Here is a 26,169-nt window from a genome sequence, read left to right as displayed (position 1 = left end):
CGGCGCGCGCCGCATGTTACAAAGAATTTCACGCCCTGTTGGCTGGCGGCATCGGCTTCGCGCGCCGCCATCGCTGAAAAGCAATTTCCTTCAATACAGTCCGTCTTGTTGCCCGCTACCGTTGAGCGTCGCCAATCCCGCGCACTCACGTATCGAGGCATCAGATGACCGTCTTACTTTCCATGGCCGCTTTCGCGCTGGCTTCGTCGATCACGCCGGGGCCGGTCAATGTCGTCGCGCTCAGCGCCGGCGCCCGGCACGGACTCGCCGCGAGCATGCGCCACGTTACCGGCGCGACCGTCGGCTTCACCTTGCTGCTTCTGCTCATCGGCCTGGGCCTGCATGAACTGCTCGCGCATGTCCCCGCTCTGATCAGCGCGGTCAAATGGGCGGGCGTCGCATTCCTGCTTTATATGGCCTACAAACTCGCCGTCGATAGCGGCCAGTTGGGCGCGGATAAACCGTCGCGCGGCCCGTCGTTCATGTACGGCGCGGCCATGCAATGGCTCAACCCGAAAGCATGGCTCGCGTCGCTCGCCGGCATGGGCGCCTATGCGGCCGACGGCGATGGTCGGCTCGTGTGGCAATTCACCGTCGTGTATTTCGTGATTTGCTACGTGTCGATTGCGAGCTGGGCCTATGCCGGCGCGTTCCTGCGACGCTACTTGCAGGAGTCGAAAAGCGTCAGGCTGTTCAATCGTGTGGTGGCGGCATTGCTTGCGGCCAGCGCGTTGTATCTGCTGGCCGCGTGATGCGCCAGGCCAGGCGCCCGCATGCGGGCGCGTGCCTCAACTGCGATATTGCCCCGGCGTGGCCGCGACCAACCGCTTGAAGGTGCGCTGCAAATGCGCCTGGTCGGCGAAACCCGCGTCGAGCGCGACCTCCGCGATCAGACGACCGCGCCTGAGTTGCGCGCGGCTGTACTGAATACGCCGATTGATCTGATACGCGTGCGGCGTCATGCCGTAGCGCTGTTTAAAAGCGCGGATCAGATGCGAGGCGGACAACTCGGCCACCTTGCAGACGTCCTCGAGTTTTAGCGAACGTGTGCAGTTTGCCGCGATGAATTCCGCCGCCCGCGAGAGTTGCAGGCTCGTGTCGTGATCGGGCAAGGGCGCCGGGTTCAGCTTCTGTTGTACTTCAGAAAAGAACGTGACGGCCGCGCTTTCCTTGCGCATGGTTTCGGCCGTGCCGTCCACGAGAATCCCGTACAGCCGGTTCAGGCCGTCGAACAATGCGGCGTCAGTCGTCATGGTCTGCGAGAACGCGCGAAACGCGTGATTCTCGCTGAAGCCCAGTTCGTGCTGCAGCCGGTTGAGCCACGCGACATCGACATGCAGCATTCGATACGACCAGCGCTCGTCGGCCACCGGATTGCACGCATGCACGTCATCCGGATTCATCATGACGACCGCGCCCGCGCCGATCCATTCGCGCGCGCGACGATTCACGTATACGCTGCGTCCGCCGGTAACCGCGCCGATCGAAAACGTTTCATGCGAATGTTTGGCGTAGCAGACTTCGCGGCCGTCGTCGATGGAACGCGCCTCGATGAACGGCAGCGCGTCACTGCGCCAGAACTTCGGCGCACGAGCGCTTTTGGTGTGGATTGCAGCCGTCGCCGCTCCGCTCATCTCGTTCATATGCGCTCTCCGGTTCTCAAGCAGACCTCGCCGCGGCGAAGCCCACGTATCGTAGCCGTCAAACGCACCGTCAACAAGCGAACTGGTGGAGAACGCATGCGGCGCGGCGCACCGCAACGCGCGGCGAAACTACTTCGCCGTCACGTCGATATTGCCGAGATATTTCGCGGCCAGCGTTTTCACCGTACCGTCGGCCTGCACCTTTGCGATTGCCGCGTTCAACTGCTCACGCAGCGCCGTATCGCCCTTGCGAATCCCGTAGGCGATACCGCTGCCGAGAATCTTGTCGTCGCGCACCGGCTTGCCGACGAACGCGAAATCCTTGCCGCTGGGCTTCGACAGAAAACCCGTCTCACCCGCCGGCGCCAGCACGAGCGTCGCGTCGAGACGGCCCGCGACGAGGTCCGTATAAACCTGATTCTGGTCCTGATACGGCACGACGGTGACGCCCGCCGATTCCCAATGCGTCTTCGCGAAGGTTTCCTGAATCGACGCCTGCAATACGCCGACGCGTTTGCCCTTCAACGATTCGGCGGCCGGCAGCAGACCGCTGTCGCGCCGCGCGATCAGTTGCGTCGGCACGCGATATACGACGGTGGTGAAATCGATGGCCTGGCGGCGTTGCTCGGTGGCGTTCATCGCCGAATTGATCGCGTCGAACTTGCGGCCTTGCAGCGCGGGAATCAAACCGTCGAACGAGGTCTCGACCCATTTGCAGGTCAAATGCGCGGCGGCGCATACCGCATTGCCGACGTCGATATCGAGCCCCTGCAATTCACCGTTCGGGCCTTTCGATTCGAACGGCGGATACTGCGCTTCGAGTCCGAAACGCAGCGTCGAGGTGTCGGCGGCTATCGCGACCGACGACGCCGCAAGCGACGTGAATGCGCACGTCAGCGCCAATAGCGGTTTGAGCAATTTCATGGCTGGTCCCTTTCTCTTCGATGTTGTTGTAGCGCCGTCGGGCAACGCGCCTGGCGTCACCGCGGCGTCATCTCGCGACGATCATACTTTGGTCAAAAAATGCGGCCTTCTCTTCCCATGCAGCCGCGCATGAGATGTCGCTAATCAGATCTCGCACAAACGCCGCGCACCTTCGATCAACGTCGCGTCGTCCTTCGAGAAACTCAGGCGGATCAAACCCGAATCCGTGCCATCGGTATAGAACGCCGACAGCGGAATCGTCGCAACGCGTGCATCGCGAATCAGGCGCAGCACGAAATCGCTATCGCTTTCGTCGGAGAAACCGCGAAAACGCGCGAGCATGAAGAAGCTGCCTTCGCTCGGCAACAATTCGAAGCGCGAATCGCTGAGCGCATGCGCGAGCAGGTCGCGCTTCTTCTGATAGAACGCCGACAAGCCGAGATAGCTGTCGCGATTCGCCAATGCGTCGACGAACGCGTACTGCATCGGCGTATCGGCGGAAAACACCATGAACTGATGGACCTTGCGAATCTCGTCCATCAACGCGGCGGGCGCGAGGCAATAGCCGACGCGCCAACCGGTCACGTGATACGACTTGCCGAACGACGAGACGATCACGCTGCGCGCCGCGAGTTCGGCATCGCACGCCATGCTCTGATGTTTAGCGCCGTCGAACACCACGTGTTCGTAGACTTCGTCGGCGAGAATCACGATATCGGTGTTGCGCGTTACCGCCTTCAGGCGCGCGATGTCGGCCTCGCCAAACACCGTCGCGGTCGGATTGTGCGGCGTGTTGATGATGATCATGCGCGTCCTCGGCGTGATCGCGGCGGCGACCTCGTCCCAGTTCACGCGGAAATCGGTCAGCGAGAGCTTGATCGCGACCGGCGTCGCCCCTTGCAGGCGGACGATCGGTCCATAGCTGTCGAACGACGGCTCGAAGTAGATCACTTCGTCGCCCGGATGCACCAAGGCGCTGATCGTGGAATACAGCCCTTCGCTCGCGCTCGCGATCACGGTCACTTCGCTGGCCGGATCGTAGCGCACGCCGTACAGCGTTTCGGCCTTGTCCGCGAGCGCTTCGCGCAACGCAGCGATGCCGGCCATCGGCGCGTACTGGTTGTGACCGGCGCGCATGGCTTGAGCGACACCGTCGACCAGTTTCGCGTCCGGCGCGAAATTCGGCGCGCCCTGGGACAGATTCAGCGCGTCGTATTGCGCGGCCAGTTGACCGATCACGGTAAAAATCGTCGTGCCTACGTCAGGCAGTTTCGAGCGGGCTTGCATGGCGCTCTGCATAAAACTTTCTCCCTTTCTCCATCCGGCGGCGGGTTCGCGCACAGCCGACTGCGCGGCGGTTCCGTCCGGTTCGGTGATTAGGCATCAGCCAAAGAATCGTCACAATCGAAACTTTGTCATGCGCGGCATGCGTTTACGTCATGGCCGGCGAGAAGGCTTGCCGCATCGGCGAGGCCAATGGGCTTGGGCTTTCGGGGAGGAATTGAGGCCGCTGGAGCAACGCGGAAAACAGCGCAGGTATGAAGTAATGTGATGCGGATGTTCAAGGCCGCGATCGTGACCGATCGCAGCCTCGGCAACCTCGACAGCCGGACCGCCCGGCTGTCAGGCGTCGTCCATCATGCGGACCTTGACCTTCTTGCCCTTCACCTTGCCGGCGCTGAGCTTGCGCACCGCTTCGCGCGCGACGCTGCGCTCCACCGCCACATACGTCGACATTTCCGTCACGTTGATCTTGCCGATCTGCGAGCCGGCAAAACCGGCCTCGCCGGTCAGCGCGCCGAGCACGTCGCCGGGGCGGATTTTTTCCTTGCGGCCGCCGAGAATCTGCAGCGTTTCCATCGGCGGCAACAGCGGTTCGTTGCTTGCCGCCTTGAGCTCGGACAGCTTGTGCCATTCGACGTCGCGCTTTTGCGCCTGTTCGAGACTGCCGACGCGGCCCATCTCGTTCATGCTCGCGAGACTCAGCGCCCAGCCTTCCTGATCGGCGCGGCCCGTGCGGCCGATGCGGTGCACGTGCACTTCGGGGTCCGGCGTCACGTCGACGTTGATCACCGCCTCCAGTTGCGCGATGTCGAGGCCGCGCGCCGCGACGTCGGTGGCGACCAGCACGGAGCAACTGCGGTTTGCGAACTGGATCAGCACCTGGTCGCGTTCACGCTGATCGAGTTCGCCATGCAGCGCGAGCGCATGAAAACCTTGCGCGCGCAGTACGTCGAGCAGATCGCGGCACTGCTGCTTGGTGTTGCAGAACGCGAGCGTGCTCACCGGACGATAGTGGTTCAGCAGCAAACCGACGGCATGCAGACGCTCGTCCTCGGTCACTTCATAAAAGCGCTGACGGATCTTCGTATTGTCGTGCCGCTCGGCGAGCTTCACCTCTTTCGGGTGACGCAGGAATTGCTGGCTCAGCTTGACGATGCCTTCGGGGTACGTCGCGGAAAACAGCAGCGTTTGCCGTTCTTTCGGGCATTGCTTCACCACGGTCGCGATATCGTCGAAGAAACCCATGTCGAGCATGCGGTCGGCCTCGTCGAGCACCAGCGTGTTGAGCGACTGCAACGGCAGGCTGCCGCGCTCGAGGTGGTCCATGATGCGGCCCGGCGTGCCGACCACGATATGCGCGCCGTGTTCGAGGCTCGCCGTTTGCGGACGCATCGGCGTGCCGCCGCACAGCGTCAGCACCTTGATGTTTTCCTCGGCGCGCGCGAGGCGGCGGATTTCCTGCGTGACCTGATCGGCGAGCTCGCGCGTCGGGCACAGCACCATCGCCTGGACGGCGAAGTTGCGCACGTCGAGGCGGTTGAGCAGCGCCAGTGAAAACGCCGCCGTCTTGCCGCTGCCGGTTTTCGCCTGCGCGATCAGATCGTGGCCGGCGAGCGCGATGGGCAGGCTCGCGGCCTGGATCGGCGTCATCTCGACATAGCCGAGTTGCGTGAGGTTGGCGAGCGTCGCGGGCGGCAGCGCCAGTTGGCTAAACGGCGCGCCCGCGGTGGTGGGACTGTTCATGGAGGTGATGACTCGCTATCGACTGAAGGCTGGGGACTAAACGGCCATCGGGCCGGGGGAGGGACGGCCTTCGATCTGCTCGTACAGCACCGAGCCATCGTCCGCGTCGAAACGTTCGACGTAATTGCGCGCGCCGCACATCGGGCAACGGAACAGGAGCCCCTGGCCCTCGTTCTTGATGACGACGTCCGACTGCTCCCATTGCGCGCCGCAGGACTGGTTTCTACAGGTAAACACGTTGATTCTCCAACTGGATTCGATTGTCTATGGGACGGGCCGCACGAACGGCCTGGCCGTGAATGAGGTTTGGGTCGCCGCCGCGGTTGCCGTGGTTGCCGCCGCTCACGCGCCGCGCGCTTCAACCCAGATGCGTATGCCGCGCCCGCGTCGCGCTCACGTCCATGTCGTTGAGGCCCTGCACGATGCCGCAGTCTTCGACGGCCTGTTCACCGTGGCATTGCTCGCGCAGCGTGGTGAGCTGCACTTTCAACTGCGTCAATTCCTCGATGCGCGTGTCGACGTGCGCAATGTGCTCGTCGAGCAAATCGTTGATGCCGCCGCAGCCGTTCGCCGGCGCGTCCGTGAGAAGCAGCAACGCACGAATCTCGTCGTGGGTCATGTCGAGCGCGCGGCAATTGCGGATGAAGCGCAACCGCTCGACGTGCCTCGCGGTATAGCTGCGGTAATTGGCCTCGGTGCGCTCCGCTTCGGGCAACAAGCCTTCTTTTTCGTAGAAGCGGATGGTTTCGGTCGTGCAATGGGCGATTTTCGCCAGTTCGCCGATTTTCATGGACCCTCCGGGTGGCGGTCTTGACCTTGTAGTGGCTTCAAGGTGTTTACTAGACCACAAATCGAACCAGGAAGCCACCTATGCCCCACGCTCATCACGCCGAAGCCGACCGCCATGAACAGCCGAAAGCCTGTGCGGATGGCGATGAACACGGCGCAAGCTGCGGCCACCAGCCGGTGGCAGTCGACGGTGAGCCGAACCGCAAACACGCGCATGCGACAGGAGAATGTCGCGGACACGATCACGGCCACAGCCAGGGCAATGCACAAGCTCACAACCACGTCGCCGCAAGCTGCTGCGTCCCCGCGCCCGTTTCACTCGCGCCGCCGTCTCCGCTTCCTCGTTCGGAAATCGTCGGCAGCGACGTGCGCACCGCGATCCGCATCATGCAGATGGACTGTCCGACCGAAGAAGCGCTGATCCGCAAGAAATTCAGCCGCATGCCGTCCGTGCGCGGCGTGGACTTCAACCTGATGCAGCGCGTGCTGACGGTCGTGCATGCGCCCGAGGCGCTCGACTCGATCCTCTCCGCGCTGCGCTCGCTCGACTTCACGCCCGAACTCGCGAACGACGACGCGGACACCACGCCCGCCGCCGCTTCTCACGTACCGTCGAAGCCGTGGTGGCCGCTCGCGCTCGCGGGCGTCGCCGCGGCGGGCGCAGAGGCCGTCGGTTGGCTCGGCGCACCGATGTGGCTAGCCGCGGGTCTCGCGCTCGCCGCCATCGCTTCTTGCGGCCTCACGACCTACCGGAAAGGCTGGCTCGCGATCCGCAACGGCAACCTGAACATCAACGCGCTGATGAGCATTGCGGTGACGGGCGCGCTGATCCTCGGCCAATGGCCAGAAGCCGCGATGGTGATGGTGCTCTTCACGATTGCCGAACTGATCGAGGCCAAGTCGCTGGACCGCGCCCGCAATGCGATCGAGGGCCTCATGCAACTCACGCCCGAACAGGCGAGCGTGCGGCAGCCCGACGGCAGTTGGCGCTCGATGGACCTGAAAGCGATCGCGCTGGGCGCGCTGGTCCGCGTGAAGCCGGGCGAGCGAATCGCGCTTGACGGCGAAATCGCCGCGGGCCGCTCGAGCGTGAATCAGGCGCCGATCACCGGCGAAAGCCTGCCGGTCGACAAGGCAGCGGGCGACGCCGTGTTCGCCGGCACGATCAACCAGGCGGGCTCGTTCGATTATCGGGTGACGGCCTCGGCCAGCAATACGACGCTCGCGCGCATCATTCACGCGGTCGAGGAAGCGCAAGCCAGCAAAGCGCCGACGCAGCGTTTCGTCGATCGGTTCGCACGGATCTATACGCCGGCCGTGTTCGGCGTCGCGCTCGCCGTGGCGGTGCTGCCGCCGCTCTTTCTCGACGGGCTGTGGCGCGAGTGGGTCTACAAGGCGCTGGTGATGCTGGTGATCGCCTGCCCTTGCGCGCTCGTGATCTCGACCCCGGTGACGATCGTCAGCGGCCTCGCCGCGGCCGCCCGCAAGGGCATTCTGATCAAAGGCGGCGCCTTTCTGGAACAGGGCCGCAAGCTGAGCCGGCTCGCGCTCGATAAAACCGGCACGATTACGCACGGCAAGCCGGTGCAGACGGAATTCGAAACGCTCGCGGATCTCGACGAGCCCCGTTGCCTGACGCTCGCGGCGAGTCTCGCTGGCCGCTCGGACCATCCCGTGTCGATGGCGATTGCGGCGGCGGCCAGGACAGGCGGCGTGATGAGCGTGACCGTCGATGCGTTCGAGGCGCTGGCGGGACGCGGCGTGCGCGGCGACATCGGCGGCACGCCGTACTGGCTCGGCAATCATCGCCTGATCGAAGAACCCGGGCGCTGTTCGGCATCGCTCGAAGCGCGGCTCGACGCGCTCGAACGCCAGGGCAAAACCGTCGTGATGCTGGCCGACGCCGAACGCGTGCTCGCGCTGTTCGCCGTCGCGGACACGGTGAAGGAGACGAGCCGCGCCGCCATCGCCGATCTGCACCGCCTCGGCGTGCGTACCGCGATGCTCAGCGGCGACAATCCGCACACCGCCGAGGCGATCGCGCAGCAGGTCGGCGTCGACGAAGCGCGCGGCGATCAGTTGCCGCAAGACAAGCTGAACGCGGTGGCGCAGTGGTCGAAGGACGGCGCGGCAGTGGGCATGGTCGGCGACGGCATCAACGACGCGCCCGCGTTGGCGCGCGCCAGCATCGGCTTCGCGATGGGCGCGATGGGCACCGACACCGCGATCGAAACCGCCGACGTCGCGCTGATGGACGACGACCTGCGCAAGATTCCCCTGTTCATCCGTCTGTCGAAGGCGACGCATTCGGTGCTGGTGCAGAACATCGCGCTGGCGCTCGGCATCAAGAGCGTGTTCCTCGTGCTGACGGTGATGGGCCTCGGCACGATGTGGATGGCGGTGTTCGCCGATGTGGGCGCGAGTCTTCTGGTGGTGGCGAACGGACTGCGACTGCTGCGCCAATCAGATCAGTGAGCGAACGAACGACTCGCCGTGGTTTGAAACGCGCCGATCCCGGCCTTCAACGTATCCGACGGCCGCATGCCGAAAAGCTTCCGGTAATCGGTGGCGAACTGGCTCAGATGCCAGAAGCCCCACGCCGCCGCGACGTCCTGCACCGAGCGTGATTCACGCGACGCATTGCACAGATCGCGCCGCGCGCCGTTCAGGCGAATCGTGCGCAGATAGATGGCGGGCGCCATGCCGAGCACGTCCTGAAAGCAGTATTGCAGCGTGCGCCGGCTCACGTGCAGGCGCTCGCACAACTCGGGCACGTTGACCGCGCGCTCGCGGTTGGCGAGCACATACTCGCGCGCTTCGGAAACGATCGACTGACGACGCGCACGCGCGGGCATCGCCAGCGGCTCGCCGCCAGGCAATGCGCCCACGTCGAACAGCGACGCGAGCACCGACGCCTGCAAGTTGCCGCGCGCCAACGTGGAGAGCGGCGTGCCGCGCGCCGCTCCGTCGTCGAGAAGCTGGCGCAGCGAGGCGCACAACCGCTCCTTGCGCGGCAGGCCGATCGGCACGACCGCCGTATTCGGCAGATGCTCGGCCAAACCGATGCGCTCCACTTCCGCCGCATAGCGGCGCAGCACCTCGCCCTTCACCACCACGCCGAAAATCTCGTAGCCCGCCGAGGTCAGCAATTCGAATTCGATCCCACCCGGACGGAATGCGAGCGCATCGCCCGCGATCACTTGCGCGTCGATACGTCCCGAGCCGGCGGGGCACGTGGGAATGCCGAACCAGTACGCGTCCTTTCGCACCTCGCAGGTTTGCCGCAGCGTATGGCTGGTCGTCTCGACGAACACCTGCATATCGTCGAGACACAACTCCGTCAGGCCGCCGATAAAACGGCCGGCGGTCAACTGGTCGTAGGTCTGATGCCAGCCGTGCAGGTTGCGCGCCTGCTCGTCGGCGTCGTGAGCGACGCAAGTCTGCACGCAGAAGCTGGGCTGCTGCGCGAGCGTTGAACCTGTCAGGCTCTCGGGATGGGCTTCAATCGTCATACCGGATCGGCGAAAACGGAATATCGGCGAAAACAAGGCAATTCCCATGCCGAACGGATTGGGCGATCCGCTTGCACGCGCGTCCACGCATGCCCGGCCGCCTGTTCATTTCATGAACAGCGCCGCGCGCGTTGATCCGAAACGATACGTTCACCTGTCTCCGCTTGAACGGGGCAACCCGTCATGTCGGGTGCGAGTGCGTGCTGCGCGTGCACGGCTCACCAGTGCGGTGCATTGGCACACTTCTGGCTCTACGCTGTTGCGGCCCAGCGAAACATCGCGCCGAATAGAGCCCGTTAAACATGTGAGGAGCACACTGATGAATCACGCAGAGATGCAGTTTCTGACCACCGAATTCCCGTACAAAAAGCAGTATGCGAACTTTATCGGCGGCGAATGGGTCAAGCCGGTGGGCGGCGAGTACTTCGACAACGTGTCGCCGATCACCGGCGAGCCGTTCACGTCGATCCCACGTTCGCGTGAAGCCGATGTCGAACTCGCGCTCGACGCCGCGCACCGCGCAAAAGCTGCATGGGGCAAGACCTCGACCACCGACCGCGCGAACATCCTCAACCGCATCGCCGACCGGATGGAAGCGAATCTGCAGCGTATCGCGGTCGCGGAAACGATCGACAACGGCAAGCCGTTGCGCGAAACCATGGCTGCGGACATTCCGCTCGCGATCGATCACTTCCGCTATTTCGCCGGGTGCGCGCGTGCGCAGGAAGGCTCGATCTCGGAGATCGACGACGACACCGTCGCCTATCACTTTCACGAACCGCTCGGCGTGGTCGGTCAGATCATTCCGTGGAATTTCCCGATTCTAATGGCGGTGTGGAAGCTCGCGCCCGCGCTTGCCGCCGGCAATTGCGTCGTGTTGAAGCCGGCCGAGCAGACACCCGCGTCGATTCTCGTCCTGATGGAACTGATCCAGGACCTGCTGCCGCCGGGCGTGCTGAACGTGGTGAACGGCTTCGGCCTGGAAGCCGGCAAGCCGCTTGCATCGAGCAAACGCATCGCGAAGATCGCGTTCACCGGCGAGACCACCACCGGCCGTTTGATCATGCAGTACGCGAGCCAGAACATCATTCCGGTGACGCTCGAACTCGGCGGCAAGAGCCCGAACATTTTCTTCGCCGACGTGATGAGCCAGGACGACAGCTACTTCGACAAGGCGCTCGAAGGCTTCGCGATGTTCGCGTTGAATCAGGGTGAAGTGTGCACGTGTCCGTCGCGCGTGCTGGTCGAGGAAACGATTTACGACCGCTTCATGGAGCGCGCATTGAAGCGCGTCGCCGCGATCACGCAAGGGCACCCGCTCGATACGAAGACGATGATCGGCGCGCAGGCCTCGCAGGAACAGCTGGAAAAAATCCTGTCATATGTCGATCTCGGCAAGCAGGAAGGCGCCCAATGTCTGATCGGCGGTGAGCGCAATCAGCTCGACGGCGAACTGAGCAAGGGCTATTACGTGAAGCCGACCGTATTCCGCGGCCACAACAAGATGCGCATCTTCCAGGAAGAGATCTTCGGCCCGGTGGTTTCGGTGACGACGTTCAAGAACGAGGAAGAAGCGCTCGACATCGCCAACGATACGCTCTACGGCCTGGGCGCCGGCGTCTGGACGCGTGACGGCACGCGCGCCTACCGTTTCGGCCGGCAGATTCAGGCGGGCCGCGTATGGACCAACTGCTATCACGCGTATCCGGCGCACGCGGCGTTCGGCGGCTACAAGCAATCGGGCATCGGCCGTGAGAATCACAAGATGATGCTCGACCACTATCAGCAGACCAAGAACCTGCTCGTGAGCTATAGCGAGAAGCCGCTCGGTTTCTTCTGAGCGGTAGCGCTCACGTTCCAGCGGGCCGCCTTGCGCGGCTCGCTTCTTTTTAGCGAGGACATGTGATGGCTGATGAGAAGGAAGTCGCCCGCGTAATCGCAACGCCCGCCGCGGTCGAACTGATCGACAAGCTGCGCGCCGAACACGGGGCGGTACTGTTCCACCAATCCGGCGGATGCTGCGACGGCAGCGCGCCGATGATGTTTCCGCAAGCCGAATTCATGGTGGGTTCGTCCGATGTCAAACTCGGAACGATTGCCAGCGTGCCGTTTTACATGAGCAACTCGCAATTCGAATATTGGCAGCACACGCAGTTGATCATCGACGTGGTGCCCGGCAATGGCGGCATGTTTTCGCTGGAACGGCCTAGCGGATTACGGTTCCTGACGCGCTCGCGGCTTTTCGAGGACGACGAGAACGCGTGGCTCGCAAAGCATCCGGTGGCGCGGGCGGATGCCTGATTGTTTTATTCAGCGCTCGAGTTTGACGCGTCGCTGATCGAGGGCGTTGGCGCCGCGCTCGCGAGCAGCGCGTCGCTATCGTCTTTCAGGCCGATGCCGGTGACGCCTAGGCGCCTTGCATGCGTGAGCAGGTAATGCAACTTGTGCGCGGCCGCCGGATAGTCGAGACCTTCGGGACGCACATTCGAAATACAGTTGCGTTGCGCGTCGCTACAACCCACTTTCGGCGCGTACGTCAGGTAGATGCCGAGGCTGTCGGGTGAACTCAAGCCTGGCCGCTCGCCGAGCAACATGACCACCAGTTTCGCACCGAGCAACTCGCCGATTTCGTCGCCGAGCGCGACGCGCGCCTGGCGTGCGACCACCACTGGCCCGATCTTCCAATCCGTGAGTTTCGTGCGGACGGCTTGCAAAAGCGGAATCGACTGCTTCGACGCCGCGAACGCCGAGAGGCCGTCGGCGATCACGAACACGACCTCGGGCGAATCGACCGTGAGCTGTTTCAGCGCCTCGCGGCTTTCGTCGCTCAACCGCCTGCCGAGATCGGGACGCCGCAAGTAATGCTCGCGATCCGGCGCGGCGCTATGCACGTCCAATGTCCTGAAGTTCTGCGCGCGCAACTGTTCGTGCAGCACGTCGGTATCGAGCGGATGATGCACGGCGTCACGCGCCTGCGCATGCGACAGGTTGAACGCGAGCAACGGCTCGGTTGGCAAGCTGTTGCCCGCGCGGCCCAACGCGATACGCGCGTTGGTGAACTGGCGCAGCGCGTTCCACGGGTTCTTTTCGAGGAAGTCGCTCATGCTATGCCCATCCAGTCGCGCGCGCCTTCCAGGAGCGGTTGTTGCGTGGATGCGCTCAGCAGCGCGCCGCGCGCGTCGGTGATTCGCATCGACTCCAGCCACGCTTCGAATTCGGGCGCGCGGCGCAAGCCGAGCACGTCGCGCACGTAAAGCGCGTCGTGGAACGAGGTGCTTTGATAGTTGAGCATCACGTCGTCCGCGCCCGGAATGCCCATGATGAAGTTGATGCCGGCCACGCCGAGCAGCGTGAGCAGATTGTCCATGTCGTCCTGATCGGCTTCGGCATGATTCGTGTAGCAGATGTCGCAGCCCATCGGCACGCCCAAGAGCTTGCCGCAGAAATGGTCTTCCAGACCCGCGCGCGTGATCTGCTTGCCGTCGTACAGATACTCCGGCCCGATGAAACCGACCACCGTGTTGACGAGAAACGGATTGAACTTGCGCGCCACCGCATAGGCGCGCACTTCGCAGGTCTGTTGGTCGACGCCGAAATGCGCGTCCGCCGACAACGCGCTGCCTTGGCCCGTTTCGAAATACATCAGATTGTTGCCGACCGTGCCGCGCTTCAGCGACAGTCCCGCTTCATACGCTTCCTGCAGCAGCGCGAGCGAGATGCCGAAACCGGCGTTCGCTTTTTCCGTCCCCGCGATCGACTGAAACACGAGATCGACCGGCGCGCCTTTTTCGATCGCGGCGATCGTGTTGGTGACGTGGGTGAGCACGCACGATTGCGTGGGCACCTGGTAGCGTTGGCGGAAGTCGTCGATCATTAGCAACAGCCTGGTGATCGCGCCGAGATTGTCGCTGGCCGGATTGATGCCGATCATCGCGTCGCCGCAGCCGTACATCAGGCCGTCGAGCATCGAGGCAGCGATGCCTTTCACATCGTCCGTCGGATGATTCGGCTGCAGGCGCACTGACATGTGCCCCGGCAAACCGACCGTGTTGCGAAAGCGCGTAATCACCGGACGTTTGCGCGCCGCCGCGATCAGATCCTGGTTGCGCATCAGCTTCGAGACCGCCGCGACCATTTCCGGCGTGAGGCCGGCGGTGATGCGCGTGAGCGCGTCGGCGTCGGTCGCGCTGCTCAACAGCCAGTTGCGGAAGTCGCCCACCGTCAGATGCGCGATGTCGGCGAACGCCTCTTGCGAGTGATCGTCGATCACGAGACGCGTGACTTCGTCGCTTTCGTACGGGATCAGCGCTTCGTTCAGGAACGTGCGCAGCGGCACCTGCGCGAGCGCCATCCTGGCCGCGACGCGCTCCTCCTCGCTCGCCGCCGCGACGCCGGCGAGCTGGTCGCCGGAACGCTGCGGGCTTGCCTTCGCCATCAATGTTTTCAGATCGGCAAAGCGATACGCGCGGCTGCCGATCGTCTCCGTATAGCTCATCTTTACGACTCCATCGCCGCTGCTCGCACAGCGGCTCGATTCGTCACTCTTCCAGCAAGGCGTCCGCCGGCGCCGCTTCGCGTTGATGGCGCGTCAAGAGGAAATAGACGTAGCCCAGCGCGAGGAAGATTGCGAACACGACGGCCACCAGAAAGTTGAAGTAGACCATCGTCCCGAGACAGATCACCGCGGCCACCAGCGCGAACGCCGGAAAGAACGGAAACAGCGGCGCGCGGAACGGGCGCTCCATGTTCGGCTCGATGCGGCGCAGCTTGAACAGCGACATCATGCTGATGATATACATCACGATAGCGCCAAATACGGACATCGTCACGATGTTCGCCGTCAGCGTCTGGCCGCCGAACTGGATCAGCTCGTCGCTATAGATCGCGGCGATACCGACCACGCCGCCCGCCAGGATCGCGCGATGCGGGGTCTTGAAGCGCGGATGCACTTTCGAGAGCCACTCCGGGAGATAGCCCGCGCGAGCCAGCGCGAAAATCTGCCGCGAATAGCCGAGGATGATGCCGTGAAACGACGCGACGAGTCCGAACAGGCCGAGCCACACCAGCATATGCATCCAGCCGCTGTTTTCGCCGACGATGTACTTCATCGCTTGCGGCAGCGGATCGTTGATGTTCGACAGCTTGGTCCAGTCGCCCGCCGCGCCGGCGAACACCATCACGCCGATCGCGAGCACCACCAGCGTCAGGATGCCGGCGACATAGGCGATCGGAATCGAACGCTTCGGGTTCTTCGCTTCCTCGGCGGCCATCGCGACGCCTTCGATCGCAAGGAAAAACCAGATCGCGAACGGAATCGCCGCGAACATGCCGTGAAACGAGCCCATGCTGAAGGTATCCGCGCCGGCCCAGCCGCCTTTCGTGAAGTTCGACCACTGGAACCCCGGCGACACCACGCCCATGAACACCAGCAACTCGAAGATCGCGAGCAGCGTCACGCACAATTCGAAGGCCGCGGCGATCTGCACGCCGACGATATTCAACGCCATGAAGATGAGATACGCACCCATCGCCGCGTGCTTCGGCTCGAGACCCGGAAATTGCACGTGCAGATAGGCGCCGATCGCCAATGCGATCGCCGGGGGAGCGAACACGAATTCGACGAGGGTCGCCGCGCCCGCCAGATAACCGCCGGTCGGGCCGAACGCGTGCCGCGCGTAGGCGAACGGGCCGCCCGCATGCGGAATCGACGTGGTGAGTTCGGTGAAACTGAAAATGAAGGTCGTGTACATCGCGGCGATGAAGACCGCCGTGATGACGAAGCCCAGCGTGCCCGCGCTCGCCCAGCCATAGCTCCAGCCGAAATACTCACCGGAAATGACGAGGCCGACCGCGATTCCCCACAATTGCCACGTGCCGAGCGTCTGCTTCAACTCGTGATGCGTGACCTTACCGACGTGCTGACTGCTGGACTCTGTTTTCATCGGACTCTCCTGAGGGTGCCGCTTGCTCGACGCCGCAAGGCTTTGCGGTGCATGGGCGGACAGGCTTCCGCCGATGGTAGTGAGCCATTAATCGAGGTGTTATCGAAATTCGGCAAATTTTGGCGGGGGTTATATCAGTGGGCGCTTAACTGCGGGGCTGTTTGGCGAGGATTGAATGGGCGGGTGATGTTTTGCCGAACGTCTGGTTTGATGCCTTGTCCGCCGCTTTGCCTGCTCGGTGCCCGCTTGTGCAGCGGGCTTCGCGGATGTCTCTCTGGTTTTTATAGTCTTTGTATATGTATACGTAGTAATAGTTAACAAGCATGGGATGCGGTTGTGGATAACCTGAAACTTCGTTTGCGAATCAGAAGCCTGCGGAATCGATAACCCTGCGAAGCGCCTGCGGACAGCGACGCGCAGCCAGGGAAAACTTTTGTGCCGTCCGGCGACGCCGCGGCCTTATCAAGGTTTCGCCCACAACGTGTCAGGCGGCTTTTACAAAAGTTGTCCAGAGGGGACTGTGGATAAGTTGGACGGCTTTGTGTCGCCCGGCCAAGGAGGAAAGGCTTTGGCGCAAACCCTCGATTCATGCGCCGCAGCGCCGGTGCGTTTATCGCAAAAATGTTCGCACTACCAAGGCGTTGACAAGCTGCGAGCCCGTCGCTTATCGTCGCGTCGCGGGACGGTTGGTCAAGCTTGCCCCGGTTCGGGCCGCATACGTTCCGGGCACTACGGGGCTACCCCGTGGATCAGAATGACCTCCGCAGTTCGTCGCATGAGCCCGTTGTTGCGCGTTGCGCAAATACGCTCACGCAGCACAAGACGCGTTGACTGCCGTCCCGCCCTCCTTTGCTCTATGCCGCAATCTTCCCTGCAAGTCGTCACCTACGCGATCGCCGACGCCATGCTCGCCGGGCCTGCCGATCCGGCCACGATGGTCGAGCGGATGACGCGCGTATTGGGCGAGTCCGCCGACTGGATGACTGGATTGGCGCGCCGGGTCGAGAGACGATTTGGCGCGCGCTGGGACAGCGTCGAAGCCAAACACCTGTCGAAGATCATCGCTGAAACCGCGGGCTTTGTTGCGGCGTGGAGAAGCGAGAACCGTCCGCGCATTGTTCGTGTGCTCACGCGACCGCCTGTTCAGCGACCTGCTCCGCGCTGGTTGCGGGACGTCACGCTGCCGCAACTGCCGACACTCGGCGATCTGGCTGCGTGGCTCGATGTGGAACCCCTGGAGTTGGACTGGTTTGCAGATCGCTGGCGTGTAGCGGCTCACGATGCGACGACGCGGCTTCACCACTATTCCTACAAGGCGATAGAGAAACGCGACGGTCGATGTCGAATCATCGAAATTCCCAAGTCGCGGTTGCGGGAATTGCAGCGGAAAGTGCTGCATGGCCTGCTCGACCGGATTCCCGCTCACGATGCGGTGCATGGTTTTCGGCGCGGCAGGAACACGGTCACGTTCGCGGCGCCTCACGCTGGAAAAGCGGTTGTGTTTCGCTTCGATCTGACCGATTTTTTTGCGTCGGTTCATGCGGGACGTGTTTACTCTGCGATTCATGCTTTGGGTTATCCGTTGGAAGTTGCGCGAGCGCTGACTGCGCTGTGTACCAATCGGGTGCCGAGTGGTCGCCTGCTGGCGCCGGACGTGCGCGACAGGATCGACTGGCAGGAACGGCAACGCTATCGAAACCGGCATCTGCCACAAGGCGCGCCGACTTCGCCAGCGTTGGCGAATCTGTGTGCGTTTCGACTGGATCTTCGCCTGGCTGGGTTGGCGCGGTCTGTTGGGGCGAGCTATACGCGGTATGCGGATGATCTGGCTTTCTCTGGTGGGAACGATCTCTCGCGGATGACCGAGCGTTTGTCGATTCGCGTGGCGGCGATTGCCATCGAGGAAGGGTTTGCGGTGAACATGCGGAAGACGCGGGTGATGCGTCATGCGGTGAGGCAGCATCTGGCTGGGGTCGTGGTGAATAGCCATCCGAATCTGGAGCGACCGGCGTTTGACGCTCTCAAGGCCCTGCTTACCAATTGCGTGCGGCACGGGCCGCGCTCCCAGAATAGAGACGCTCACACGGATTTTCGAGCGCATCTCGCGGGAAGGGTCGCGCACGTCACGATGCTGAATGCGGCGAGGGGGGAGAAGCTTAAAGGGATCTTTGAGCGGATTGGGTGGGACGAGAGAGACCAGTCATGAAGCGGCATCGAGCGGTTGGAACCCCTCGTAGGCTCGTAGATCGTCTTCCAGCTTCACGTTCCACTACGCTGGCAAAAACCGTCAGTCCCAACAGATGCAGGCCGCATCAGCTTGCATAGAATGCCCCATCCTTCTAATCGGCCAGCCCAGACCCCGGCTGCCGATTTGCACGCTTTTCACGGGAAGCTGGAGCAGAAACCGGCATGGGCCCGCGGCTTGTTCGTAAGCAACAGCGGCTTCACGCCGGACGGGTTGGCCGCCTTCGGTCGAGCAAAGCGCGTTATCTGTATGGACGGACTCGACCTGTTCGACGCCCTCGATAGGGGGATTCCGTTAAACCATGTGCTCGAACGGAAGGTTCGACGTGCCGCCGAATCAGGCCTCCCCTTCGAACGCGTGCGCGACCTCTTTGCCTGACAAGGAATCCTCGATAAGCTCAAGCTACCAAAAGAAAAGACCCATAAATTTCTCAACTTATGGGTTTGTTTTTCTCAGGTTATGCGTCTATCTACAGACGGGTGTAGCGACACTCAAAACGTGAGATTTTTGGTCCCGTCAGACAAGGCTCTGCGGACTGTGGGACGCATCGGATGGGATTTGGGGAAGCATCGCGTGAGATTTTTTTGCACGCAGCTGAACCGGCATGACAACGGGGTACCTTCCTGGCGAAGCTCTCCCATCGCCATCTCCCATAGGGCCGTCGTGAGCGACCCATCTCGATGCACGCCGGTGGTCAAGAAATGTCCAAGTTTCCGAGACTGACCTACTCACGCGCCAAGCAGACAGCGATGGCTGTTTAACGAAGCAACTACCGAGTTAAACCCCTCTCTATCCCGTCTCAGGCCAGCCGTTTCGGTGGCTGGTCGAGGCGTCGGCGTCTGCCCGTCGCAACCCGACCTCGAGGGCACTCATGAAATCCCCCCGCCTCTGTCTCGCGTGTGGCAACGCGTTCGTGCCGCTGGCGCATGTTCCCCGTCAGCGTTACTGCTCGTCGGAAGCTTGCCAGCGCGCCCGTCGACGCGACTGGCAGAACCACCGGCTCCGTATCGACCGCGACTATCGCGACAACCAGGCCCGTGCTCAGGCGAGATGGCGCGCAGGCCACGCCGGCTATTGGCGCGAATATCGAGCTGCACATCCGGCGTATCGGGAGCGCAACAGCAGCATGCAGCGGATGCGCAATGCACGACGGAGTTTCAAGCCGATTGCAAAGATGGATGTCTTCGAACTCCCCCGGCCGCTGGGCTCTGGCTTCTATGTGCTGCGTCACGCGGATGATGCCAGCGCTGCAAAAATGGACGCGTGGACCGTTCACATCGCCGTGCTGTCTGCCCCGCCAGCACCGCCCGTGTGATTGCAAAGAGATGACGTGATACACATTGGCGTTTGGCCTGCTACCTTTGCCTTGTCACCGTTCGCTTTCAAACGCCACCGCCTGATGTGAAGCCGCGGCGTTCGCATTTTGGGGCTCCCATTGCGCTCGGTGCCTGCCGCGTGTCTGTGTCTGAGTTGCGGAGCGGAGCATGTCAATCAATAGCGCGGGTCCAGCAGTCGTCGCCGGCTCCATGGCAGGACGGGCAGCTGAGTACGTCCGTATGTCGACCGAGCACCAGCAGTATTCGACCGAGAACCAGCGCGACCGAATTCGGGACTACGCGACCCGCCGAGGATTCGAAATCGTCCGCACCTACGCCGACGAGGGTAAAAGCGGTCTTCGAATCGACGGCCGCCGGGCCCTTCAGAATCTCATCTCCGATGTCGCTAATGGCAAGGCCGATTTCTGCGTAATCCTCGTCTATGACGTGAGTCGCTGGGGGAGATTCCAGGATGCCGACGAGAGCGCGTACTACGAGTACATCTGCCGCCGTGCTGGCATCCAGGTTGCGTACTGCGCCGAGCAGTTCGAGAACGACGGGTCGCCTGTCTCGACCATCGTGAAAGGTGTCAAGCGGGCAATGGCTGGTGAGTACAGTCGAGAATTGTCCGCGAAAGTGTTCGCGGGGCAGTGCCGTTTAATTGAGATGGGTTTTCGGCAAGGAGGCCCAGCCGGTTATGGGCTTCGCCGGGTATTGGTCGATGAGCACGGACTCATGAAGGCGGAGCTGTGTCGGGGCGAACATAAAAGCCTGCAGACGGACCGGGTAATCCTCATGCCGGGGCCGGAGAGCGAGGTGCGAACTGTCAATCTAATCTATAACTGGTTTATCGATGAGTCGCTCGACGAATACGAAATCGCAGCTCGCCTGAACGGCATGCACGTGCGGACCGACCTTGACCGGGAGTGGACTCGGGCCACGGTGCGGGAAGTATTGACCAATGAGAAATACATCGGCAACAACGTATATAACCGTGTGTCGTTCAAGCTGAAAAAGATGCGGGTGACCAACACGCCGGACATGTGGATTCGAAAGGAGGGAGCATTTCAGGCAATTGTGCCAGGCGAAACGTTCTACACGGCTCAGGGCATTATGAGAGCGAGGGCGCGGCATTATTCGAATGAGGAGCTAATCGAGCGGTTGCGCAACCTGTACCGCAGTCGCGGGTTTTTGTCTGGCGTCGTGATTGATGAAACAGATGGCATGCCATCTACGTCGGTCTATGTTTATCGGTTCGGCAGCTTGATTCGTGCCTACCAGACAGTCGGTTTTACTCCTGGCCGAGACTATCGATACATTGAGACCAACCGTTTCCTTCGACAACTGCATCCAGAAATCATCGCGCAGACGGAAAGGAGAATCGCCGATTTGGGCGGCACGGTGATACGCGACCCGGCAACCGACCTGCTGACAGTCAACGACGAGTTCACGGCCTGCATCGTGCTGGCGCGCTGCCAGTCGCATGACAATGGTCGGAATCACTGGAAGGTGCGCTTTGATACAAGCCTCCTGCCGGACATCACTGTTGCGGTCCGGCTCGACCAGACAAATGCTTGCGCGCTGGACTACTATCTGTTGCCTCGCCTCGATTTTGGGCAACCGCGTATTCACCTCGCCGACCAGAATCCAATCGAGTTTGAAAGTTATCGGTTCGATACCCTGGACTACCTCTACGGCATGGCTGAGCGCGCCCGTCTCAGGAGAGTAGCGTGAACTCGCGGCAGCAGCCCGGAGAAATCCGGATGGTCCCGATTGCCCAGATTGAAGTCATCAATCCGCGAGAACGCAACGGTCGGGTTTTTAAGGAAATCGTCGATAACATCAAGACCATCGGTCTGAAAAAGCCTATCGTGGTCACGCCCCGAGCGACGACCAGCGGCATAGAAAAATATCTGCTTGTGTGCGGCGAGGGGCGATTGAAGGCGTTCCGCTCGCTTGGGGAAGCGACTATTCCCGCACTCGTCGTGAGCGTGAGCGATGAGGAAGCGTTCGTAATGAGTCTGACCGAGAACATCGCGCGCAGACAGTGTCGCCCACTCGAACGGCTCGCCGGCATTCGGCAATTGCAGGAGCAGGGATATGCGCCGAAGGTCATTGCAGAAAAGACAGGTCTTGCACCAACTTATGTTCACGGCATCCTCACGCTGCTGCATCAGGGAGAAGAGAGGCTTGTGGTTGCAGTAGAGAAAGGCCTGGTTCCCCTGAATGCCGCCCTGATGATTGTTGGGGCCGGCGACGACGACGCCGAAATTCAAGCAGCGCTCCAGGGGGCCTATGAGTCGGGAAAACTCCGGGGCAAGCAACTGATGAGCGCTCGTCGTGTCATCGAACGCAGGAAGGCGCTCGGGCGAAGCACCGCGCACAATATGACCAGCAAGTCTGCCGCCGTCACGACCTCGAGTCTCGTGCGGACGTATGAGCGCGAGGTAGAACGTCAGAAATCCATGGTCAGAAAGGCCGAATTCACCCAACAGCGGTTGCTTTTTGTGGTGGGTGCGTTGAGGCAAATGCTTGCCGATGAAAACTTCATCAACCTGCTGCGCGCCGAGGGACTGGCCAGCCTGCCGAGGTATCTTGCGGAACGCGTTTGGCCAACTGGAGGCGCCACATGACCGGCGTAAGTCTTGGATTCATCCCCGAGCCGCTGTCGGTGCTGGTCTCCAGCATCCTGCCATCGCGCAGGATACCGGCACCCGTGGTCGACTCGCGTAAATTCAAACAGATAAAAACCTCCATTGAGGAGGTAGGCCTCATAGAACCGCTCTCTGTAACAGCTGCGGACCAGTCGTCCGGACAGCATGTTCTACTGGATGGTCATCTGCGCTTACTCGCCATCCAGGGGTTGGGGCACGAGCGGGCTGCCTGTCTCGTCGCGACCGACGATGAGACCTACACATACAACAATCGTGTCAATCGCCTTTCGACAATCCAGGAGCACTATATGATTCGGCGCGTGATTGACCGAGGCGTATCGCCCGAACGATTGGCGAAAGCTCTTTCCGTGGATGTATCCCAAATCATGAAGAAGATGTCGCTGCTCGACGGCGTGTGCCCAGAGGCGGCTGAACTTCTCGGGGACCGGCAGTTCTCGCCGGAGCTTGTTCGCGCTATTCGCAAAATGAAGCCCACACGGCAGGTTGAATGCGTTGAACTGATGGTGGCCGCGAACAATGTGTCCGTCTCTTACGCCGAGGCATTGTTGGTAGCTACGCCGACAGCACTTCTCGTGGAGGGCAGAAAGCCACGCAAACTGACCGGCGTTAGCCCCGAGCAGATGGCGAAAATGGAGCGGGAAATGAGCAATCTGCAGGGGCAGTACAAGCTCGTTGAACAGAACTACGGTCAAGATGTGTTGAATCTTGTGCTTGCGAAAGGGTATCTCGCCAAGCTCCTCGAAAACGAATCTGCGCGGCAATACATTGCACAACGCCATCCGGATTTGATGGCGGAGTTCGAGTCCATCATTGCAACCATCTCTCTCGACCAGCAGCAATTCAGCGTGGCAATTTAGTCGCGTCCGCACAGAGTTACCGTCCACGTTATGTCGCCGTCTCGCGAACGCGGCAATAGGCTGACAGCAGTTGCGCGTTCCTACTGTCTGCCTTAAAGTTTCCGCGCAAGCCGGCGACGCAGTGATTGCCGCCCGTTCGATTTTGGCAGTGTTAATAGCAGCAGCATTTTGGTCGCGAGCGACCTTCTCGATGAAGCGTCGGCCCAGCATCATTCCATTCATAATGCATAGGACAGAACTTTCAGATTATCAGGGAGGCCTTATACGGCATCGTCCGGTTAGTACTGTTGGAAGAACAGGTGGCTTGGCTAGTATCGAGGTCGACGGCCAATCGACCGGGTTGGAAAGATGACCCATGGCACAGCCAGTTAATGGCTTCCAATACATAAAATGCGCGAGCGCTGACCGGGTGGCGCGAAGACTGTCGATTCGCAATAGCGGCCCCGCTGGCCACTCGTGACGACGCGAGTTGGGTGGTCACAATTTCGACGCATTCGGCCGGCACAGGTGCTGGCCGCTACTTGACTATCTTGTTACGGCAGGCAGTCGTCGGTGGAGCGGCAAAAAATACCTTTTATATTCCCTGGTTAGTAAATGGTGCCGAATTGGTCCCTGCCACACGCGTTTTACAAAAATTGTCCGCCGCGGATTTTCATCATATTATTCGGCGTGGCAATTTGGGGCTTACTCGGAAATGACGGTAAATGACCTGGCAACAGTGCTGAGCGCGGGGATGGACCAATCCCGACGCTTGTTGAAACTCGATACTGCGTTGGGCGCAAATGCGCTAGTGCCAGTCCGCGTCGTCGGCACTTCGCGCATTGGCCGCAACTACGACTTTACTGTCGATGTCGCTTCGCTAAAAGATTCGATAGAGCTCAAAACCCTCATTGCGAAACCGGTCACGCTCTGGACGCAACAGACTGACTCTTCGTATTTACCGCGTCACGGCTACGTTCATACTGCGCGATTTTTGGGCTCCGACGGCAGCGTTCAGCTTTACCAGATTAGTTTTTCGTCGTGGCTGCATTTCCTGAAATTTCGCAGTGACGCGCGGATATTTCAGGACAAGACGGCAGAAGACATTATTTCGACGGTATTCGACGAGCATCCCCAGTCAAGCGGCGCGTATCGCTTTGACCTGCGTAACCAGCTAGCTCCACGGTCGTTCTGTGTTCAATATGAAGACGACTGGAACTTCGTGCACCGGATTATGGAAGCCGAAGGTCTTTTCGGCTATTTTGAACAGGCGGGCGATGGCAAAGCGCACACGCTGGTCATCACCGACGACCTCTACACCGTTAAAGCTCTAACGCCTCAAGAGGTACCGTTTTATCGCGCAGGCGCTGGAAGCGAAACGGACGCGATAGTTCAGTGGGGCGGAGCGCGCACGTTGCAGAGCACGAGCTACACCACGCGCACATTCGACTATAAGAATCCAACTTTTAACAAAGAGCTGTCCACACCGACAGTTGACAGGCAGGGCGACCTGCCCGACCAGGCGGAGGTGTATGAGTACACGGGCGCCTATACCTATGGCGACAGTGCTCGTGGCAACGCTTTGTCCAAGACCCGGATGGAAGAATGGGAGTCCCGCGCGAAGCGCTTCTTTGCGACAGGCAGCGTACGGCGGGCCGATGTGGGTCGCTGGTTCCAACTTGACGGCGCAACCGCTCTCTCGTCGGATAGCGCGGAAAATCGTCAGTTCGCGATTCTGGCCGTCACTTGGTACATCGAGAACAACCTGCCCGTTTCGACGGGAACACAGTTCCGCCACAGCCTCCAGTCACAACTTGCTGAAGCTCGCTCATATCACGCGGGTTCGTCCGACGTCTTCAATGTAAAGGACGCGTTGGGTGGCGAAGGTTTCTTCCTCGTCGAACTCGAAACGCAGAGACGCACCGTTCCGTTTCGTAGCCCCTTCGAACACCGTAAGCCCCTGATGCATACCCAGACCGCGACGGTGGTCGGCCCGAATCAGGAGGAGGTCTTCACGGACAGCCTCAATCGGGTCAAAGTGCAAATGCACTGGGACCGCATCAGCGACGCAGATGAAAAGGCTTCCTGCTGGCTGCGCGTCATGTCACCAAATGCCGGTGGGACGCTCGGCGGGGTATTTGTCCCGCGTGTGGGACATGAAGTGGGAATCGTCTACCTGGACGGCGATTGTGACCGACCGGTCGTCAGCGGCAGTCTGTTCAACGGACAGCAGACACCGCAATGGCATTCCAACGGCTTGCTGTCGGGTTACAAATCGAAGGAATTTCAGGGCACAGGCTACAACCAGCTCGTAATGGACGATTCGACGGGCCAGAACCGCGCTCAGCTTTTTAGCAGTACGTCCGAGAGCTACTTGCATCTTGGATACCTCATCGACCAGCAAGGTAACACTCGTGGCTCCTTCGTCGGGAAGGGCTTCGACCTCAAGACGAATTCTTACGGAGCGGTACGTGCCGGACAGGGCATGTATCTGTCGACCTATGCGCGGGGCGGCACGTCGAGCCAGCCGCTCGATGTGAAGGAAGCGCGTCAGCATCTCGTCGATTCGGGCGGCGTAGTGGAGCGGCGTTCAGAAGTGGCCACCAGTAGTCAGGCGGAAGGGCTTCAGGATGCGCAGGACACAATCAACGACTTCGCCGCCGCGACACAAAATGCCGTTCAATCGAACACAGGCGGCGGCAACACGGGCGGGGGTGGGACAGGCGAGGCGAACGGTTTCTCCCAGCCAGTGATGCTGCTGGCAAGCCCATCCGGTATTGGGCTGTCGACACAGAAATCCATTCAGGCCGCGGCGACCGAGCACGTCAACATCGTGAGTGGCGCCAGCACGCACATTGCCGCGTCCAAGTCACTCATTGCAAGCGTGGGCGAGAAACTTAGCTTCTTCGTGCAGAACGCAGGGATGAAGCTATTTGCGGGTAAAGGAAAGGTCGAGTTGCAGGCCCAGTCGGATAACGTGGAAATCACGGCCGATAGGACGGTTATGGTCGTTTCGACCTCTGACGCCGTCAATATTACTGCGCAGAAAGAAATCAAACTGACAGCGGGAGGTGCCACGATTCGCATCGCCGGCGGCAACATCTACGTACACGCGCCAGGTCTCGTCGAAGTGAAAGGCAGCCAGCATTCATTCGAAGGACCGGCGAGCGAGAACAGTACGGCCCAACTACCGTCCACTGAAGCCTGTGCGCAAAAGTTCGCTTCCGCCGCGCGGGCCGGTGCCGCCATTGTTGACTAGG

At 61.3% G+C, this 26,169-nt stretch carries 20 protein-coding genes; 10 read left to right on the top strand and 10 right to left on the bottom strand.

Annotated elements, in window-relative coordinates; genetic code table 11:
• Positions 1-164 precede the first annotated feature (164 nt).
• A complete protein-coding gene (locus CUJ90_RS00210) occupies positions 165-752 on the top strand; it encodes a LysE family translocator (RefSeq protein WP_114161672.1) in 588 nt (195 codons plus the stop codon).
• 36 nt (positions 753-788) lie between these two features.
• Here the strand turns inward: CUJ90_RS00210 and CUJ90_RS00205 are convergent, their stop codons facing one another.
• The 6 genes from CUJ90_RS00205 to cadR form a co-directional block, all read right to left on the bottom strand.
• Complete coding sequence (locus CUJ90_RS00205) at positions 789-1,643, bottom strand: AraC family transcriptional regulator (RefSeq protein WP_114161671.1); 855 nt, start codon at positions 1,641-1,643, stop codon at positions 789-791.
• 129 nt (positions 1,644-1,772) lie between these two features.
• Complete coding sequence (locus CUJ90_RS00200; RefSeq protein ID WP_073430369.1) at positions 1,773-2,567, bottom strand: ABC transporter substrate-binding protein; 795 nt, start codon at positions 2,565-2,567, stop codon at positions 1,773-1,775.
• A gap of 144 nt (positions 2,568-2,711) precedes the next feature.
• A complete protein-coding gene (locus CUJ90_RS00195) occupies positions 2,712-3,866 on the bottom strand; it encodes a pyridoxal phosphate-dependent aminotransferase (protein ID WP_114161670.1) in 1,155 nt (384 codons plus the stop codon).
• 324 nt (positions 3,867-4,190) lie between these two features.
• A complete protein-coding gene (gene dbpA, locus CUJ90_RS00190) occupies positions 4,191-5,594 on the bottom strand; it encodes an ATP-dependent RNA helicase DbpA (protein WP_114161669.1) in 1,404 nt (467 codons plus the stop codon).
• Positions 5,595-5,630: 36 nt separating this feature from the next.
• Complete coding sequence (locus tag CUJ90_RS00185) at positions 5,631-5,831, bottom strand: hypothetical protein (RefSeq protein ID WP_073430372.1); 201 nt, start codon at positions 5,829-5,831, stop codon at positions 5,631-5,633.
• Positions 5,832-5,952: 121 nt separating this feature from the next.
• The gene (gene cadR, locus CUJ90_RS00180) at positions 5,953-6,384 is read right to left on the bottom strand and encodes a Cd(II)/Pb(II)-responsive transcriptional regulator (protein WP_114161668.1); all 432 of its coding nucleotides are present in this window, start codon (positions 6,382-6,384) and stop codon (positions 5,953-5,955) included.
• Positions 6,385-6,464: 80 nt separating this feature from the next.
• Here cadR and CUJ90_RS00175 point away from each other — a divergent pair, with 80 nt between their 5' ends.
• Positions 6,465-8,858, top strand: coding sequence for a heavy metal translocating P-type ATPase (locus tag CUJ90_RS00175; RefSeq protein ID WP_244219942.1), 2,394 nt, complete (start codon positions 6,465-6,467; stop codon positions 8,856-8,858).
• Here the strand turns inward: CUJ90_RS00175 and CUJ90_RS00170 are convergent.
• Entirely contained in the window at positions 8,852-9,895 is a 1,044-nt protein-coding gene (locus CUJ90_RS00170) for a helix-turn-helix domain-containing protein (RefSeq protein ID WP_114161667.1), read from the bottom strand. The two genes, CUJ90_RS00175 and CUJ90_RS00170, sit on opposite strands and share 7 nt — an antisense overlap.
• 319 nt (positions 9,896-10,214) lie before the next feature.
• On the opposite strand from CUJ90_RS00170, the gene adh reads away from it, so the two are divergent.
• Positions 10,215-11,735, top strand: a complete 1,521-nt coding sequence (gene adh / locus CUJ90_RS00165) for an aldehyde dehydrogenase (RefSeq protein WP_073430374.1) — start codon at positions 10,215-10,217, stop codon at positions 11,733-11,735.
• A 65-nt stretch (positions 11,736-11,800) separates the two neighbouring features.
• Positions 11,801-12,196 carry a DUF779 domain-containing protein gene (locus CUJ90_RS00160; RefSeq protein ID WP_114161666.1) on the top strand — a complete coding sequence of 132 codons (396 nt, stop codon included), beginning with the start codon at positions 11,801-11,803 and terminating at the stop codon, positions 12,194-12,196.
• Positions 12,197-12,201: 5 nt separating this feature from the next.
• Here CUJ90_RS00160 and eutC read toward each other — a convergent pair whose 3' ends face one another.
• From eutC to eat, 3 genes are read right to left on the bottom strand one after another with little or no spacing between them, the layout of a single operon-like run.
• A complete protein-coding gene (gene eutC / locus CUJ90_RS00155; RefSeq protein WP_114161665.1) occupies positions 12,202-12,999 on the bottom strand; it encodes an ethanolamine ammonia-lyase subunit EutC in 798 nt (265 codons plus the stop codon).
• Entirely contained in the window at positions 12,996-14,390 is a 1,395-nt protein-coding gene (locus CUJ90_RS00150; RefSeq protein ID WP_114161664.1) for an ethanolamine ammonia-lyase subunit EutB, read from the bottom strand. Before CUJ90_RS00150 ends, eutC begins: the two co-directional genes overlap by 4 nt.
• A gap of 43 nt (positions 14,391-14,433) precedes the next feature.
• Positions 14,434-15,837: an ethanolamine permease gene (gene eat, locus CUJ90_RS00145; RefSeq protein ID WP_114161663.1), complete on the bottom strand. Its 1,404-nt coding sequence runs from the start codon at positions 15,835-15,837 to the stop codon at positions 14,434-14,436.
• 856 nt (positions 15,838-16,693) lie between these two features.
• On the opposite strand from eat, the gene CUJ90_RS00140 reads away from it, so the two are divergent.
• The 6 genes from CUJ90_RS00140 to CUJ90_RS00110 all read left to right on the top strand — a co-directional run bounded on the left by CUJ90_RS00140 (position 16,694) and on the right by CUJ90_RS00110 (position 26,168).
• Positions 16,694-18,043 carry a reverse transcriptase family protein gene (locus CUJ90_RS00140; protein ID WP_114161662.1) on the top strand — a complete coding sequence of 450 codons (1,350 nt, stop codon included), beginning with the start codon at positions 16,694-16,696 and terminating at the stop codon, positions 18,041-18,043.
• Between the two features lie 910 nt (positions 18,044-18,953).
• Positions 18,954-19,397, top strand: a complete 444-nt coding sequence (locus CUJ90_RS00130; protein WP_114161661.1) for a hypothetical protein — start codon at positions 18,954-18,956, stop codon at positions 19,395-19,397.
• A gap of 169 nt (positions 19,398-19,566) precedes the next feature.
• Positions 19,567-21,132: a recombinase family protein gene (locus tag CUJ90_RS00125; RefSeq protein WP_114161660.1), complete on the top strand. Its 1,566-nt coding sequence runs from the start codon at positions 19,567-19,569 to the stop codon at positions 21,130-21,132.
• 29 nt (positions 21,133-21,161) lie between these two features.
• Positions 21,162-22,031 (top strand): ParB/RepB/Spo0J family partition protein, encoded by an 870-nt coding sequence (locus CUJ90_RS00120; protein ID WP_422879692.1) that lies wholly within the window; start codon positions 21,162-21,164, stop codon positions 22,029-22,031.
• Positions 22,028-22,930 (top strand): plasmid partitioning protein RepB C-terminal domain-containing protein, encoded by a 903-nt coding sequence (locus tag CUJ90_RS00115; RefSeq protein WP_114161658.1) that lies wholly within the window; start codon positions 22,028-22,030, stop codon positions 22,928-22,930. Before CUJ90_RS00120 ends, CUJ90_RS00115 begins: the two co-directional genes overlap by 4 nt.
• A gap of 694 nt (positions 22,931-23,624) precedes the next feature.
• The gene (locus CUJ90_RS00110) at positions 23,625-26,168 is read left to right on the top strand and encodes a type VI secretion system Vgr family protein (RefSeq protein ID WP_006050582.1); all 2,544 of its coding nucleotides are present in this window, start codon (positions 23,625-23,627) and stop codon (positions 26,166-26,168) included.
• Position 26,169 lies beyond the last annotated feature (1 nt).

The sequence above is a fragment of the Paraburkholderia terricola genome, assembly GCF_003330825.1.
Taxonomy (GTDB): Bacteria; Pseudomonadota; Gammaproteobacteria; order Burkholderiales; family Burkholderiaceae; genus Paraburkholderia; species Paraburkholderia terricola.
The sequence above is the reverse complement of the archived record's forward strand: the minus strand, read 5'-3'. Positions and strand labels throughout refer to the sequence as shown.